This is a genomic window from Microbacterium sp. 2MCAF23 (assembly GCF_052115565.1).
Classification (GTDB): domain Bacteria; phylum Actinomycetota; class Actinomycetes; order Actinomycetales; family Microbacteriaceae; genus Microbacterium.
In genome coordinates, this window is sequence record NZ_JBFRGY010000011.1 from 188,869 (window position 1) to 206,090 (window position 17,222).

Genomic DNA, 17,222 nt, shown 5'->3' on the forward strand with positions numbered 1-17,222 from the left:
TGTTTTCGGCTACTACTTGTTGGCGCCGAGGGTTGCGCCTTCGATGATCCGGCGTCCCAGCCAGAGGAACACCGCGACGATGGGGCCGACGAGCAATACGACTCCGGCGAACAGCGCACCCCAGTTCGAGGTGTACTGAAGGCCGTAGTACATGTTCAGCAACGCGGCGGGCAGGGTTCGCTGGGCGCCGTCGGGAACGAGGAACAAGACGAGCAGTGTTTCGTTCCAGGCACCGAGGCCCGTGATGATGGCGATGGTCGTGACAGGTCCGCGAGCCACGGGAAGCATGATCTTGCGGAAGATGAGCCAAGGCCCAGCACCGTCGAGCTGCGCCGCCTCCTCAAGAGAACTGGGGAGCGAGCGGAAGTAGGCGGTGAGGACGAAGACCGTCCATGGAATAGCGGTCGCCGAGTAGAAGACCACCAGGCCGATACGGGGATCCCACGCCCCGGTCACCCAGTCGGTCATGAACTGACCGACGCTCGTGTTGACGACGAAGTAAGGGATCAGCACCGTTTGCATGGGCAGAGCGATGCCCATGGCGAAGTACGCCGTCAGAGTCGACGCCGTGCGATCCATGCGACGGGCAAGTCCATAGGCGGCGGGGAGGGAGAATCCCATGACGAGCACCAGGCTGGAGAAGACGAAGATCAGCGTGACGAGCGTCGCCTGCCCGAAACCCGCCGTGTCCCATGCGGTGACGTAGTTTCCCCACTCGATGTGCGTGGGCAGTGCAAACGGGCCGAGCAGAATGTCACGGGTGGACTTCAGACTCGTCATCAGGACCCAGGCGAGCAAGCCCAGATTGAACGCGACCCAGAGCCAGATACCGGCCTTGATCGCAGAGGGCACGATGTGATCGCCGAAGAGTCGACTGACCTTCCGCCCCCAAGACTCTGGGGGTCGGTGCCAGGGAGTATGTGCGATATGTGAAGTCACAGCTCGAGAGCCTCTCTTCTCGTCAGGCGCCGGGTGAGGCCCACGAGAACAAGGGATAGGAGGAACATGAGCACGCCGATCGCAGAGACGACGCCCAGATGTGGAAGACCGGACGGATCGTTGAACGCCATGTATTGCTGAATGGCGACGGTCCGAGCCGAGAGCGGCACACCCGAATTCGCGCTGCCGGTGAACGCGAGGACGATCTCGAAGACCTTGAGGGAACCGATGACCCACAGGACCGCGCAGGTCGCGAACACGTCCCATGAAAGAGGAAGGGTGATCATCCGGAAGGCCTGCACCTTGGTGACGCCTTCAAGGGAGGCCGCCTCATACAGATCCTCCGGAATGCCATCGACGGCCGACATGAGAAGGATCACGTAGAAGCCGGCCGCGGACCACGCGAGACCCGCGATGATGCAACGGAAGACGAGATCGGGGCCCAGCCAGGACTGCGGCGGGAGGCCGATCCAGGAGAGCACCTGGTTCAGCGCTCCACGCGAATCCAGAGCGAAGCTCAATGCGGCGCCGATGGCGATCGGAGAGATGATGTTGGGCAGGTAGACCACGGAGCGTATGAAACCGCGGCCCTTCATCTGTCGCAGTACCGCCATGCAGCAGAACGCCACGAGGAAGATGAGAATGCCTCCGCTGACGGCGAGCACCAGAGTGTTGATGAAGGACTGCCGGAAGGCGTCGTCCGTCAGGATGAAGAGGTAATTGCCGAAGCCCCGGAATGTGGCCTTCGTTCCGATACCGCTCCAGTCGAACAGACTGATGGCTGCGCCGTAGATCGCCGGCACCACGAACAACAGCGTGTAGACGAGGACTGCGGGCCAGATGAAGGCCCGCAGTCCTCCCTTGCGAGAAGTCATACTCACCGAGTGCCGCTCGCGATGTACGCCGCGGTCTTCTCCTTGCCCTGAGCGACGAACTCCTCGGGCGTGATCTTGCCGAAGACGAGCTGGTCATCCAGCGCAAGCAGAACATCCTTGTACCACGTCGGCGCATTGGCCGCGGCATTGTCCATGTAGCCGGTGGTCGCGCTGCTGTCGAGCACGGCCTTCTGCATGGCGGCCAGGGCGCTGGGCGCCTTGACGTCGGAGCGGGCCGGGATGTTCAGCGCATCGGAACCGATCTTCTCGATGTACTTCTTCTGCACCAGGAACTTGATGAACTCCTTGGCGCCCTTGGCGTTCTTGCCCTTGGCGTTGACGGTCCAGCCGAGGACGTTGAGTTCCTCGACCGACTTCGAATCAGCGCCGTAGGTCGGGAACGGGAAGGTGCTGAGCTTGGCGCTGCTGGGGACGACCGACTTGACCTCGCCGGCGAGCCACGAGCCGTTCAGGTCGAAGACGTAGTCGCCCTGAGCCCACGCGTTCTGCGCGTTCGGATAGCGCGAGCCATCGTATCCGCTCTGGAAATACGGGCGGATGGATGCGACTTCCTGTGCGGCGGCGAGGACCGCGGGATCGCTCCACGCATCAGCCGACTTGCTCAGGTTCAAGATCGCTCCCGGACCGTGCGAGCGCAGCATCAGCCAGTAGAACCAGAGCACGTTGTAGGAGGCGTTGCCGCCCTCCTGCGCGATCGGGACTTTCCCGGATTCCTTGAGCTTCGCGAACTCCGCCTTCAGATCGTCCCAGCTCGCGGGAGCCTTCGAGACCAGCTCCGGGTGAGCGTTCGCGTCGTACCACACGCCTCCGGAAAGGATGGTGTGCGGGATGAATGCCAGGCCGTCCTTGTCGGAAGCGGCATCGATCACGGACTTCGGGTAGTCCTCCTTGATCGTCGTGCTCTCACCCTCAGCTTTCGAGGACAGCACATCGGATAGGTCCGCGATCAGGCCCGCCGAGCGGTACGCCGGAGCGTTGTCGGGCGAGTCGTCGAACATGTCGGGCCCGGTACCCGAGTTTGAAGCATTGATGATCGCCGTCGAGCCGCCGTTGCCGAGCTGCTTGATGTCGACCTTGACACCGGTCTTGCTGGTGTAGTCCTTCGCCGCCTGGGCGAAGATCTTCGCCTGGGGGGTATCTGCCGGCCAGGCCGTCAGATACGTCACCGTACCGCCGGACTTCTCTCCGGCATCGCCTCCGCCGACCTTCTGGCCGCAGCCAGAAAGGGCGACGGTAGCGATGGCGATGGTGCCGATGGCCATGAATGATGCAGTGCGTCGCGACAACCTCATCGCGCGCTCCTTCCTATGAGGATATGAAGTGCTGGGTCATGCAGACCATCGGGGAGGCCTGCACTGGAAGTATTACATAAGGGGCTTACGTAATACAAGAGGAACTATTTATCCCAGTTCAAGGGATGAAAGCCCGGGGATCTTTCCATCGAGAACGGGATGTCCCGCAACGTGAAGGTCACCCCCGGGACGCCCCAGCGAAAGGACCTCGACCACGTTCGGTCCGAGCGCCCACAACGGCCCCGGCGCGTAGAGCGTCTGTTGCGGCCCCCGAGCGTCGAGGCGTCCCAACAGGAAACCATTGAGCCAGACGTAGGCTTTCTCCCATCCCGGGAGTGAGATGAAGGCGTCGGCTCTCTGCGCGCAGATCAGCTCGGCGCGATAGGTCCCGGGACCGCCCTGCGCGGAGGGCGCCGGGAGCTCAGGGAGCGAGGTCAGCGCCTGCACGTCGATGGCTCGCTGGGTCCAGCCGTGAACGAGGCGCGAAACGCCATGCGCATCGATACTCACCCCGCCCAGCAGCCCCTTCGCCTCGCCGATATGCCGCCCGAAGTTCACCCGCCCCTCGTTCTCGACAACGACCGAGACTTGCGAGATCGCGCCGTTCCCCACCAACGACAGACCCTCGTCGAGGGCATTCCGGTCTACGCGATGCCGCAGCACCCCGTCCACGAAAACCCAGGCGCGATCACGCGGCTCGTGTACTCGCAGCGTGCTGTCGCCGAGAGGTATTCGCACATCCGCCTCGTAGAGAGTCAAACCGGATGCTTGGTGCAACGCCTCCTGACTGAGCGGCAGATGCGAAGTGATCTCGCCGGATGACGCAGCCCTGAGCGCAGTGAGGAGCGCCGCTCCGGGGGCGAGCGGGGCGGTCTGCGCTCGCTGACGCTCGGGGAGCGGTGGCGGTTCGGGCAGGGACGCGCCTGTCGCGGAGCCGAACAGTCGCCGCAGCGCCCAGAACTTCTCGGTCAGTTCCCCCGCTTCGCCGATGGGCGCATCCGAGTCGTAGGAGGTCACGGTGGACAGGTAGATCCCCTGGTCGATGTTGGCCCCGGGCCACGTGCCGAAACTTGTGCCGCCGTGCGCCATGTAGACGTTGATGGAGCCACCGGAGGCAAGGAGAGGCTCGATCGCCGCAGCCAAGTCGTCGGCGGGGCGCGTGTGGTGCTCGCGACCCCAGTGATCGAACCATCCGCCCCAGAACTCGGCGCACAGGAACGGCTCACCGGGTCTGCGCCGCTCGAGGACGCGCATTGCCTCACTCGCAGCGCTCCCGAAGTTCGCGGTGGCGGCCACGTCAGGCAACGTCCCCGCGTCGAGCATGAGGTCCGTCGGTCCGTCCGAGGTGAACAGCGGCACGTCGATGCCGCGCGATCTCAGTCCGTCGCGCAGATGCTCCAGATACGCGCGATCCGTACCGAAGGATCCGTACTCGTTCTCGACCTGCACCGCGACGACCGGTCCCCCGTGCGACCTCTGCAGCGGCACCAGAAGGGGAATCAGAATGTCGAACCAGGCGTCGACGGGCTCGAGGAAGCGTGGGTCGCTGGTTCGCAGCGGGGTTGTTCCGTCGTACAACAGCCAGGTGGGCAGGCCTCCGTTGTCCCACTCGGCGCAGATGAACGGCCCCGGCCGAACGATGACCGAAAGCCCCTCGTTCTCGGCGAGACGGATGAATCGCGGCAGGTCCCGCCACTCGTCGAAATCGACCTGCCCCCGCTCGCGCTCGTGGAAGTTCCACGCGACGTAGGTCTCGACATGGGTCGCACCCATCGCCGCAAGGCGCTTCAGGCGATCGGTCCACAGGTCGGGATGTATGCGGAAGTAGTGGACAGCACCGGACAGCACCTGGCCGTCGTCGATCCACTTACGTGCGTCCGTCGTCACAGCGTCACCACCTCGCCGCGCTCGCGCGCGCGTTCGGCCGCCCACACCAGCTGGTGCGACTCGAGACTCTCACGTGCGGGCGAGAGGCCGCTACCGTCGCGGGCCGCGACAGCATGCAGGAACGCCTCCACCAGACGACCATCGGCGCCGCCATGCCCATCCGCCGCGCTTGCGCCTCCTGCAGGCATCGTGTCCAGGATCCGCGTCTGTCCCGTTGCGAAGTCGAGGATCGTGAGGTTCTGGCCGTCGCCGTCGATGGATCCCTCCGTCCCGAAGATGCGGGTCTTGCGGAACTCGAGCTGCGTGAACGCGACCGCGGTGAAGGCGGCCGTCGATCCATCGTCGAACTCGAGATTCACGACCTGGTGATCGGCGACATCGTTCTGACCGTTGTAGACGCATGCGCCGTAGGGTCCTGTCTCCAGAGCGTTCCGCACGGTCTCGGCGGTGGGGTTCGGCGTGAGCACGCCGAGGGGCCACACGCGATACGAAGGATCCTCGAGGAAGCCCTCGTAGATCTGCGTCGCCGAGTAGGCGCAGGTCTTCTGAAGCGGGCAGTCGACACAACGGTCCGCCGCCTTGGCCGGCTTGTTCTCGGGCCTGAACCAATACAGCCCCCCGAAGGAGGAGACCCGTCGCACCGGACGCCCCACGATGTACGAGAGCCAGTCAAGGTCGTGAGACGACTTGGCCATGAGCATGGAACTCGATGTCTCCTCGCGACGCCAGTTGCCTCGGACGTACGAGTGGGCGAAATGCCACCATCCGATCGGCTCGAGGTGTTCCACTGACACGATCTTTCCGATGGCGCCGGCCCTCAACAGCTCTTTCAGGGCTCGCGTGTAGTCGCTGTAACGCATCACGTGCCCCACCGCCATGATCACGCCCGTCGCCTCGACAGCCTCGACGATCTGCGTCGCTTCGCCCTCCGTCGGTGCGATCGGCTTCTCGAGCAGGATGTCGAAACCTGCATGCGCGAACGCGACCGCAGGGGCCGTGTGGCCGCGGTCCTGTGTGGCGATGACGACCGCGTCGGCAGACCGAGGCGCGACCACCAGGTCCTCCCATGTGACGAACACAGCCTCGGGCGAAAGGGAGAACTCCGCGGCGAAGAGCTCCCGACGTACCGGATCAGGTTCGGCGACCGCGACGACGACGGCACCGACGTCCGCGGCGAGCCGTGCGTAGTTGGTTCCGCGCGATCCTGCGCCGACCACAGCGAGACGGACTGGGGTGGACATGCGACTCCTCTTGCTGGCCTTCCATTCCTGGCGAACGCTCAAATTATATAGGGCCCTTGTATAATTTCGGAATGACGACCTCTTCGCGAAAGCCGCCGCTCCCGCACGACATACTGAGATTCGTGCAGGAACTGGACGGAAGCGAAGTCTCCACGCTGAGACGCATCAATGAGCGAGCCGTGCTCCGGTTCCTGTTCGACAAGCCCGGTGAGCACTCCGTCGCCGAGATCGCCGCAGCATGTGCCCTCAGCCGCCCCACCGTGGAGGGAGCTCTCGCGCAGCTTGTTCAGGACGGATGGATCCTCGAAACGGCTGCACAACCGCTGGGCCAGCGCGCCGGTCGGCCAGCCAAGCGCTATTCCCTCGCTGACCGCGCCAACGTGCTGGTCGGCCTCGACCTGGGCCCCCACGGATTCGTGTGCGTCGTCACGACCCTGCGCGGGGAGCCGCTGGCGAGCGTGCGGTCTTCTGAGATCGACCTCACGGACGGTGAGACGGCCTTCGACGCGGTGCAGCAGGCGATGGCGAGCGCACTGGCCGATGCAGACGCCCAGGAACAGGATGTCGTCGCCCTAACCGTGGGCCTGCCGGCGATCGTCGGCGCAGACGGCGGGATCGCCCTGACGGTGGTCGTACCGCAATGGCAGACGTTCGACCTGCCGGCTCGCATTCGGGGGCGATACGGCTCGATGCGGGTGATCTTCGAGAACGACGCCAAACTCGCCACCGTCGGTGAACACGCCTGGGGCAGCGCCGCGGGCACGCAGAGCGCAGTGAACGTGCTGGTCGGGCACCGGGTGGCTGCGGGAATGATCATCGACGGTCGACTCGCGCGCGGTGTGCACGGCGGCGCCGGCGAGATCGGCGCCCTTCCTTCGACCCGCTGGGCGAGCGCGCACCGGAGGCTCGCGGACGCAACTGGATCCATGGACCAGACGCTCGACGCCATCGCGCATGACGACCCGCAAGCACTCCGACAACTGCAGAAGTTCGCGGACGACCTCGCCCGAGGAATCGCGGCACTCTGCCTCGCCCTCGATCCGGAGGTCGTCGTGATCGGCGGCGGCGTGGCGCAGCTCGGCGAGCGGCTGCTCGCCCCACTGCGCGCAGCCGTGGCAGCGCTCACGCTCTTCCCGATCGAACTGCGCATCTCACAGCTGGGACAGTCCGCGGTGGCACTCGGCGGCATCGCACTGTGCCGGGAATACGTGACCGCGACGGTCATGCAGATCGGCTGACGAGAGGGGGAGGGGCGCCGCCGGCCACACCCCTCCCCCTCCGATCGACCGCTACTGCAGCCTGATGTCGTTCACCGCCACGTGCCCCCACGTGAGGTTCGCCGCGGAGAACTGCACTTCGAACCTCGTCGCCGTGACGGGGGCCATGAACGTGAGCGTCCGGGACTCGACCGTCGACGTGTTGGTGGACCACGTGACGGCGGTCGTCGGCAGGACGGTCTGCCATGTTCCCGTGTCGCCGTTCAGCGCCTGCACGAACACCTGAGTCGGGCCCTGCCCTTGTCCGAACGCCGCGCTCAGCGTGATGGAGCTCGCCGTCACCGGCGGGCCGTCGATCTGCAGGTATCCGAGCGTCGATCCCTCCGAAGCCCAGGAGGTCGCGGGGTTGTTGTCGACCAGCGCAGACGTGACGTTGGTGTTCGACAGCTCACCCATGCTCGTCGCCGCCACGCCTCGGTAGGAGGCCGACAGCTCGTTCAGTGCCGCGTGACCCCAGGTCAGGTTCGCCGCCTTGATGATGACCCGGAGCTGACTGGTGGTCACCGCGGCCGGGAGCGTCAGCCGCTTGTACTCGACGGCGGAGGTGTTGGTCGACCAGCTGATCGCCGCATTGGAGAGCTGCGTCTGCCATCCGGTCCCGTTCCACGTCTGCACGTCCACGGCGGTGGGACCCTGTCCCTGCCCGAACGCGACCGCCAGTGTGACTGCATCGAGCGTGCGCGGGTCGTTGTACTGCACCGTGACGTCCCCGGGGAAGGTCGCGCCATTCGCAGTGGCCCATGACGTCGACACGTCGCCGTCGGCGACATTCGCCACGGTACCTGCCGACGTGCCGAGAGAAGACGTCGCGGTCGCGCCGACCACGTGCTGGATCGCACCCAGGTCGACGGCCCCCACGGGGACCGTGCTGCCGAGCGCGTCCTTCGTCTGCCCCCACTCGGAGACGCCCTTGTTCCGCACCGGCGATGTGCCCGCAGGGCTGAACGCCGCCATGTAGGCGTTGAACTGTGCGGAAGTAATGAACCCGCCAGAGGGCAGCGTGGCGGACGTGTTCGCCAGTTGCGGGTCGCCGACGGTCGCGCTCGTGTCGTTGGAGGCCGGAGTCGTGGACGACGTGCCGTTCCAGTAGAGGTTGTTCGAATACGGAGTGACAACCTCACCGGAGACGTTGTACGGAGCGTTGGACGGGTTGTAGATGATGTTGTCGACGACGGCCTGTCCGCGGGCGATCGAGTTGCCCGAGGTGTCCGTCGCCACGATCCCGGCGAGCTGCTTGGGGGCGCCGTTCACCCCCGGCGAAGTGAGCGTCGGACCGGGGTCGGCCGATGTCCAGATGGTGTTGTTGTGCGCTCGCGTTCCGCCACAGCCGGAGAGGAAGCGGAAGATGAGGCGCTTGTCGTTCACGCTGAGGTTGTAGCGAACCTGGTTCTGGTAGGCCGAGATCAAGCACATGAAGAACCCGCCGTTGTTGCTGTCGCTGATGTTGTACTGCACCACGCTGTTCTGGGAGCCCATGTCGGCGTCGAAAGCGAGTCCGTCTGCGTTGGAATAGATTCCCTCGAAAGCTGTCCGGCGAACAGTGTTGTACTGCACGACGATGCCCTTGGTCCCCTGCCACCAGATGCCGACATTGCCCCCGCCGGCGACGAGCTGGTGGCTTGCGGCGCGATCGACTGTGTTCCACTCGACCACGGCGTTGTCGGCGTACTGCGGCGTGATGCCGCCCCCGGTGACGTCGTGGACGTAGTTCTGGTCCACTTTGAGGCCGGTGAACGGCTTGCGCGTGCCCGAGACCTCTGTCGATGGAATCCCGGTCTCCCCGGAGTAGATTTCGCACCCCCCGCACCAGGTCGTGAAGGTGGAGATGCCGTACGCATTGACGTCGCTGACCTCGTTCCCGGAGATGCGCGTGCCGGCGAACCACGTCTGCACGCTGTTCCCTCGCACTCCGACAGCGATGCCACCCTCCCCGATGCCGCCCGACTTTCCCTGTCCGTCGACGAGGTGGACGAAGTTGTTCAGGATGGAGATGCCGTCCACCTCGCCGATGTCCTTCGCCTCGACATAGATGCCGCGTCGGATGCTGGATGTCGACGTCGTGATCGAGCTGGAGTTCGTGACCTCAAGGTTCTGCACGGTCACATAACTCGCGTTGCGCACGGTCAACGTGTTGGTCACGGAGCCGCCTCCATCGATGCGTCCTCGACCCGCGCCGTAGGACCCGATCGTGATCGGCGCGCTAGCGGTTCCTGATGACGTCACCGTCAAGCTGCCGGTCCAGACCGAGCCCCCCTTGAACAGAACGCTGTCGCCCGGCGAGAGGCTCGTCGCATTGACCTTGTCAAGCGAACGCCAGGGCGATGCCGCGCTCGTACCCGCCGCGGTGTCGTCGCCCGCCGCCGCATCGACGTAATAGGTGGTGCCACCGGCGGCGTATCCCGGCATTGCGCCGAGCAGGCTGGAACCGGCTGCGGCCAGGACCACGGCAATGGTTGCCGCGGTCAGTCTTCTGCGGCTCAACGGCCGCGTGCGTGGATAACTCATGTCCTGCCCTTCGTCGGACGGTGTGGTTGCGAGACAATATATAGGGCCATTTCGTAAATACCTAGGGTCAGTCGCGTCAGCGACACATGGCCGACAGTTCCGTGGACTTCGGCACGACGGGAGAACGCCCTCCATTACCGTCGCCGGATACGCCCGAGCTCCGTCGCGGGCAAAGAGTGATGGAACAGTGATGCAACAACCCGCGCGTGAAATTGCGTCTGCCCCGTTGCAGGCGTAACTTTGCCGCTCGTGGCAAATGACAGCCGTGAGAGCGCCGACGCCCCGCAGGTAGCCAAACGCATCCTGCTGGGCGAACCGCTCAGCACAGAGAAGGCGAACGAACAGCTCCTCCCGAAACGGATGGCGCTGCCGATCTTCGCATCCGACGCGCTCTCCTCCGTGGCCTACGGTCCGCAGGAGATGTTGATGACCCTCGGCCTCGGCGGTCTGGCGTTCCTCACGTTCGCCCCGTGGGTCGCGGCAGCGGTGGTGCTGCTGCTGATCGTCATCGTGCTGAGCTATCGCAAGCTCATCCAGGCCTACCCCTCGGGCGGCGGCGACTACGAGGTCGCGGCCAAGAATCTCGGCGAGATCCCGGCCGTCGTGGTGGCGGCGGCGCTGCTCGTGGACTACATCCTGACGGTGTCGGTGTCGATCGCGTCCGGCGTGGACAACATCATCTCCGCGGTGCCGCAGCTCGATCCGTTCCGCGTCGAGCTCGCCGTGGGCTTCGTGATCCTCATCGTGATCGTGAACCTGCGCGGCGTGCGCGAGGCCTCGACGTTCTTCGCGGTCCCGACCTACATCTTCATCGGATCCGTCGGCGTCATGATCGTCACCGGCCTGGTGCGCACGTTCCTCGGCGACGTGCCGGTCGCCGCGAGCTCGCAGTACGCGATGCACGGCGACCAGCTCGCGAACGCGGCGGTCATCCTGCTCGTGCTGCGCGCCTTCTCCAGCGGCTGTTCGGCCCTGACCGGCGTCGAGGCCGTCTCCAACGGCGTGCAGGCCTTCCGCATCCCCAAGATCGGCAACGCGCAGGCGACACTCGCCATGATGGGCGGCATCGCCATCCTGCTGTTCACCGGACTCACCGCCCTCGGCCTGATCACGCAGGTGCACTACGCGGAGAACCCCTGCCGCGACCTGGTCGGCTACGCCTGCGGGACTCCGCAGCAGAGCCTCATGGCGCAGATCGCCTCGGCGGTGTTCGGCGGCGGATCCTTGCCGTTCTTCATCATCCAGGCCGCGACCGCCTGCGTGCTGCTGCTCGCCGCCAACACGGCGTTCAACGGCTTCCCGCTGCTCGGCGCCGTCCTCGCGCGCGACGGCTACGCTCCCAAGGCGCTGAACACCCGCGGCGACCGCCTGGTGTTCTCGAACGGCATGATCCTGCTCGGCATCGCCGCGATCGGCGTGCTGGTGCTGTTCCAGGCGAATCTGACGAACCTCATCCAGCTGTACATCATCGGCGTGTTCGTGTCGTTCTCGCTCGGCCAGGTCGGCATGGTGCGGCACTGGCGACGGCTGCTGGCCGGCACCAAGACCATGAGCGTGAAGGATGCGCTGCCTGTACGCCGCACGGCCTACACGGGTCTTGCGATCAACTCCCTCGGCGCGTCGATGACGATCGCGGTGCTCGTGATCGTCACCATCACCAAGTTCACGCACGGCGCATGGATGGTGTTCATCGCGATCCCGCTGCTGGCCCTCCTCATGATGGGTGTGAAGCGCTACTACCGCGACGTCGAGCACGAGATCGCGATCGACGACACGACCCACTTCGGATCCGAGGGCGACGTCGCGATCATCCTCGTCAACCGGCTGCAGAAGCCGGTGATCAAGGCGATCGACTACGCCATCGCGGCCAAGCACCAGAAAACGATCGCGCTGCACGTGGCCGCCAACCCGGAGGACGGCGTGCAGCTGCAGAAGGACTGGCAGCAGCATCGGATCCCGATCCCGCTGGTGATCGTGGAGTCTCCGTTCCGCCACTACGCGGCCCCCGTCGAGGCCTACATCAGCAAGTACCGGCAGAAGCACGGTCCGGCCGTGGTCACCGTGTATCTGCCGCAGTACATCGTGGGGCACTGGTGGGAGTCGATCCTGCACAACCGGCGCGCCCGGCGTGTGGCCAACCAGCTGATGATGGTGCACGGCGTCACGATCACGCTCGTGCCCTGGCTGCTCGACTCGTCCGAGCTCATCTACGGACGCCGCTCCCGGCCGGTGCCCGGCCAGCAGCGCGGCGGTCGCCCCCTCTACGGCGACGACAACACGAAGCCGGCGCGTCGGGTGCAGCGCCCGGCGGGCCCGCCCGAGCTGGGCTGAGCGCCGGCGCCGGGCAGCCGTTGACATGACGCCCGCCCGGCGGGACACTCGGGCTGACCGCGGGTGAACGACCACCGCGCGGCGGCGGAAGGACGACGATGCCCGAGACCACTGCTCTGATCGACCGGCTCCGCAGCAGGCTCCCGCAGGACGGCCTGGAGGACCGGGATCCCCGCGACGTCACGGGGGCGCTGACCGCGATGGTCGACCTCGCTGAGGGGCGTCACTCCGGCGAGACGCGGGTCGCCGTCTTCACGCCGACCATCGCGGAGAACGGCTGGACCTCGCGGCGGACGATCGTGCAGATCTGCACCGACGACGTGCCCTTCCTGGTCGACTCCGTCGCCGCGGCCATCGCCGGGGAGGGGCCCACCGTCCACCTGCTCCTGCACCCGGTCGTCGCCGTCCGCCGCGACGACGAGGGCCGGCTGCTCGAGGTCGGCGGCCTCGGCGGCCGGTCGGAGTCGTGGATGCACCTCGAGACCGACCGGATCCCCACGGCCGAACAGCGTGAGGCGCTGCGTTCCCGGATCCTCTCCGTCGTCGCCGACGTGCACGCCGCGGTCGCGGACTGGGGCGTGCTGCGACGCACCTGCCTCGACATCGTGACGGGGCTGCGCACGTCCCCGCCGCCGACCGCCGCTCCCGCGGAGATCGCCCGCAGCACCGAGTTCCTGAGCTGGCTCGCCGACGACCACTTCACCTTCCTCGGCTACCGCGCCTACGCGCTGGAAGCGATCGACGGGGAGGACGTGCTCCGCCCCATCGACGACACCGGCCTCGGCATCCTCCGGGATGCGCCGAGCCGCGTCGTGCATCTGCGCCCCGAGGCCCGCGCGACCGCGCATGAGCCGCGGATCCTGACGATCACGAAAGCCAACTCGCGCTCCACCGTGCACCGACCGGTCTACCTCGACTACATCGGAGTGCGCTCGTTCGACGAGGCGGGGAACGTGACCGGGGAGCACCGCTTCCTGGGCCTGTTCACGTCGATCACCTACGCCTCCTCCGTGACCGCCCTGCCGATCGTCGCCGCGAAGGTGACCGAGGTTCTGGCGGCCTCCGGCCACGCGCCGGGGTCGCACTCGGCCAAGGAGCTGGAGCAGATCCTCGAGGACTACCCCCGCGACGAGCTGTTCCAGGACTCCCCGGAGCACCTGCTCGCGGTCGCCACCCGGATCAGCCGGCTGCGTGAGCGGCGCGGCGCGGCGATCTTCGCGCGCAGCGACGAGTTCGGCCGGTTCGTGTCGGCGCTGGTCCTGCTGCCGCGCGACCGCTACAACACCCCCGTGCGGCTGCGGATCGAGGCGCTGCTGAAGGACGCCTACGGCGTCGACGCCCTCGAGTACACCGCGAAGGTGGGCGAGTCGCCGCTCGCTCAGCTGCACGTCGTGATGCGGATGCCGAAGGACCGCGACATCCCCGCGGTCGACCCCGCCGACCTCGACGCCCGTCTCGCGGCCGCCCTGCGCACCTGGGACTCGGAGTTCGTCGACGCGCTGCACGGCGCATACGACGAGGAGACCGCCGGAACCCTGCACGCCCGCTACAGCGCGGCCTTCCCGGAGTCGTACAAGGAGTTCGCGACGCCCGAGGAGGCCCTCGGCGATGTGCAGCGACTGGAACGGCTCGACGAATCCGGAGGCGTCGCCGTGCACCTGTACGCCGAGGGCGACGATGAGACGCGCCGCTTCCTGACCGTGGTGAGCGTGGATCCGCGCCCGCTCGCCGAGGTGCTGCCCATGCTCACCGCGCTCGGCGTCGAGGTCGTCGACGACCGCCCGCACACCGTCACGCTCCCGGACGGCACCCGGCGGCACATCTCCGACTTCGGCCTGCGGCTGTCCGATGCGGCACTCTGGGGCGACGAGACGCGGGCGGCGCAGTTCGAGGAGGCGTTCCTTGCGATCTGGACGGGCGCCGCGGAGAACGACAACCTCAACGCGCTGGTCGTGCACGCGGGGCTGGACTGGCGCGACATCGTCATCCTGCGCGCGATCGGCGGCTATCTGCGGCAGATCAGATCCGCGTTCTCGACGGGCTACATCGACCAAGCGCTGATCACGAACCCGACGATCGCGGTGTCGCTGGTGCACCTCTTCGCGGCGAGCTTCGACCCGGACGCAGCGGATCCGGACGCGCAGGCCCGCATCCGGGAGCGCGTGCTCCAGGGGCTGGACGGCGTCGCGAGCCTCGACCACGACCGGATCCTGCGCGCGTTCCTGGGCGTGATCGACGCGACCCTGCGCACCAACTTCTACCAGCAGAGCGCCGACGGGCAGCCGAAGCCGTGGGTGTCGATGAAGCTGGACAGCAAGCGGGTGCCGGATCTTCCCGCGCCCCGGCCGATGGTCGAGATCTGGGTCTACTCCCCCGAGGTCGAGGGCGTGCATCTGCGCTTCGGCGCGGTCGCCCGCGGCGGCCTGCGCTGGAGCGACCGGCGCGAGGACTTCCGCACCGAGGTGCTCGGGCTGGTCAAGGCGCAGATGGTGAAGAACGCCGTGATCGTGCCGACCGGCTCGAAAGGCGGGTTCGTCGGCAAGCGGCTGCCCGACTCCGCCGCCGATCGCGGTGCGTGGCTGGAGGCGGGCAAGGCCGCCTATCGGACGTTCATCCGCGGGCTGCTCGACCTCACCGACAACCGCACGGCCGACGGGATCCTGCCGCCCGATCGCGTGGTGCGACGTGATGGCGACGACCCGTACCTCGTCGTGGCCGCCGACAAGGGCACCGCCACGTTCTCGGACATCGCGAACGGAATCTCCCAGGAGTACGGCTTCTGGCTCGACGACGCCTTCGCCTCGGGCGGCTCCGTCGGCTACGACCACAAGGCGATGGGTATCACGGCGCGCGGCGCGTGGGAGTCGGTCAAGCGGCACTTCCGTGAGCTGGGCACGGACACCCAGACCGAGGACTTCACCGTCGTCGGCATCGGCGACATGTCCGGCGACGTGTTCGGCAACGGGATGCTGCTGTCCGAGCACATCCGGCTGATCGCCGCGTTCGACCACCGTCACGTCTTCATCGATCCGGATCCGGATCCCGCCGTGTCCTTCGCGGAGCGACTGCGGCTGTTCCGCCTGCCCGGCTCGTCCTGGGGCGATTACGACCCGGCGCTGATCTCCGCGGGCGGCGGCGCCTTCCCGCTCAGCGCGAAGTCGATCCCGGTGTCGCCGCAGATGCGGGCGGCGCTCGGACTCGACGACGCGGTGACGGCGCTCACTCCGAACGAGCTCAAGCGCGCGGTGCTGCTCGCCCCCGTCGACCTGCTCTGGAACGGCGGCATCGGCACCTACGTGAAGGCGTCGACCGAGTCGCACGCCGAGATCGGCGATCGCGCCAACGACGCGATCCGCGTCGACGGGCGCAGCCTCCGGGTGCGCGTCGTCGGCGAGGGCGGCAACCTCGGGGTCAGTCAGCGCGGCCGCATCGAGGCGGCGCACGCGGGCGTGCAGATCAACACCGACGCCATCGACAACTCCGCCGGTGTCGGCACCTCCGATCGCGAGGTGAACATCAAGATCCTGCTCGGCGCACTCGTGCGCGAGGGAACGCTGAGCATCGAGGACCGCAACGCCCTGCTCGCATCGATGACGGACGAAGTGGCCGTGCAGGTGCTCCGCGACAACTACGAGCAGAACGTCCTCCTCGGCAACTCCCGCGCGAACGCCGCGATCATGCTGCCCGTGCACGAGAGGCTGATGGAGACCCTGGAGGCGCGCGACGAGCTCGACCGCGAGATCGAGTTCCTGCCCGACCGGCTCACGGTGCAGGAGCGCGTGGAGGCCGGCGAGGGGCTGACCCGACCGGAGTTCGCCGTGCTCGTCGCCTACGCGAAGCTCGCCCTCAAGACCGACTTGGCCGCGACCGACCTCGCCGACGACCCCTGGTTCGCGGAGACCCTCGCGGAGTACTTCCCGAGCGCGCTGCGCGAGCGGTTCGGCGAGCGCCTGGCCGAGCATCCGCTGCGCCGGGAGATCATCGTGAACACGGTCGTGAACTCGATGGTCAACCGCGGCGGGATCACGTTCGCCGACCGCGCGGCCGCGGAGACCGGCGCCACCGCCGAGCAGATCGCCCGGGCCTACGTCGCGGCGCGGGAGATCTTCGACCTGCGCGGCTTCGTCGTCGCGGTCGAGGCCACCGACAACCTCGTCGACACCGCCACCCAGACCCGGCTGTACCTCGACTTCCGCCGCCTGCTCGACCGCGCCGCGCGCTGGTTCGTGCAGCACCGCTCCGAAGGCGTCGACATCGGCGCCGAGATCGCCCGGTTCGCCGAGCCGGTGCGGATCCTGTCCGAACGGCTCGCCGGGTTCTTCCACGGAGACGAGGCGGCTCAGTTCGCCGCACGGCAGGCGGCGCTCGCGGCCGCGGGAGTGCCCGAGGATCTCGCGCACCGCGGCGCCAGGCTGCTCGAGGCGCTGCGACTGCTCGACGTGATCGAGCTCGCCCAGGCCAGAGGCTGGGATCTCGAAGACGTCGCGCGCACCTACTTCCTGCTCTCCGGGGAGATCCGCTTCGACGATCTGCTGACCAGCGTCTCCGGGCTGCCGCAGGACGACAGCTGGCAGTCGATGGCCCGCGCGTCCCTGCGCGACGACCTGTACGCCGTGCTCGTGGACCTGACCGCCTCGGTGCAGACCCACGCGGGCGACGTCGAGCTCGACGAGCGGTACGCCCGGTGGCTCGAGGGCGGCGGCAGCACGGCGCAGCGTGCCGCGTCAGCCCTCGCCGCTGCCTCCGCAGTCCCCCGGCCGGGGATCGCCGTGCTCTCGGTCGCCCTGCGACGACTGCGCTCGCTCGTGCGCTGACCCGGGGCGTCATCGGATCCTTGGCGGGTCCTTGGTGCCT

Annotated in this window: 9 protein-coding genes; 3 read left to right on the forward strand and 6 right to left on the reverse strand. The window is 67.1% G+C overall.

Going from position 1 to position 17,222, the window contains the following annotated elements; genetic code table 11:
• Window positions 1-12: 12 nt before the first annotated feature.
• From AB4078_RS12675 to AB4078_RS12695, 5 genes are all read right to left on the reverse strand, one after another.
• On the reverse strand, window positions 13-852 hold the full coding sequence (locus tag AB4078_RS12675) for a carbohydrate ABC transporter permease (RefSeq protein ID WP_441977427.1): 840 nt from the start codon (window positions 850-852) through the stop codon (window positions 13-15).
• Window positions 853-935: 83 nt separating this feature from the next.
• A complete protein-coding gene (locus AB4078_RS12680; RefSeq protein ID WP_440733010.1) occupies window positions 936-1,814 on the reverse strand; it encodes a carbohydrate ABC transporter permease in 879 nt (292 codons plus the stop codon).
• A 2-nt stretch (window positions 1,815-1,816) separates the two neighbouring features.
• Complete coding sequence (locus tag AB4078_RS12685; RefSeq protein WP_440733009.1) at window positions 1,817-3,127, reverse strand: ABC transporter substrate-binding protein; 1,311 nt, start codon at window positions 3,125-3,127, stop codon at window positions 1,817-1,819.
• 108 nt (window positions 3,128-3,235) lie between these two features.
• Window positions 3,236-5,014: a glycoside hydrolase family 35 protein gene (locus tag AB4078_RS12690; protein WP_441977428.1), complete on the reverse strand. Its 1,779-nt coding sequence runs from the start codon at window positions 5,012-5,014 to the stop codon at window positions 3,236-3,238.
• Window positions 5,011-6,255, reverse strand: a complete 1,245-nt coding sequence (locus AB4078_RS12695; RefSeq protein WP_441977429.1) for a Gfo/Idh/MocA family protein — start codon at window positions 6,253-6,255, stop codon at window positions 5,011-5,013. The genes AB4078_RS12690 and AB4078_RS12695 overlap by 4 nt, the downstream gene beginning before the upstream one ends.
• Window positions 6,256-6,326: 71 nt before the next feature.
• Here AB4078_RS12695 and AB4078_RS12700 point away from each other — a divergent pair, with 71 nt between their 5' ends.
• A complete protein-coding gene (locus AB4078_RS12700) occupies window positions 6,327-7,493 on the forward strand; it encodes an ROK family protein (protein WP_441977430.1) in 1,167 nt (388 codons plus the stop codon).
• Between the two features lie 51 nt (window positions 7,494-7,544).
• On the opposite strand, the gene AB4078_RS12705 is transcribed toward AB4078_RS12700, so the two are convergent.
• On the reverse strand, window positions 7,545-10,037 hold the full coding sequence (locus AB4078_RS12705; RefSeq protein WP_441977431.1) for a discoidin domain-containing protein: 2,493 nt from the start codon (window positions 10,035-10,037) through the stop codon (window positions 7,545-7,547).
• Between the two features lie 249 nt (window positions 10,038-10,286).
• On the opposite strand from AB4078_RS12705, the gene AB4078_RS12710 reads away from it, so the two are divergent.
• Window positions 10,287-12,368, forward strand: a complete 2,082-nt coding sequence (locus tag AB4078_RS12710) for an APC family permease (protein ID WP_441977432.1) — start codon at window positions 10,287-10,289, stop codon at window positions 12,366-12,368.
• Window positions 12,369-12,466: 98 nt separating this feature from the next.
• Window positions 12,467-17,182 (forward strand): NAD-glutamate dehydrogenase, encoded by a 4,716-nt coding sequence (locus tag AB4078_RS12715; RefSeq protein WP_441977433.1) that lies wholly within the window; start codon window positions 12,467-12,469, stop codon window positions 17,180-17,182.
• Window positions 17,183-17,222: the final 40 nt, after the last annotated feature.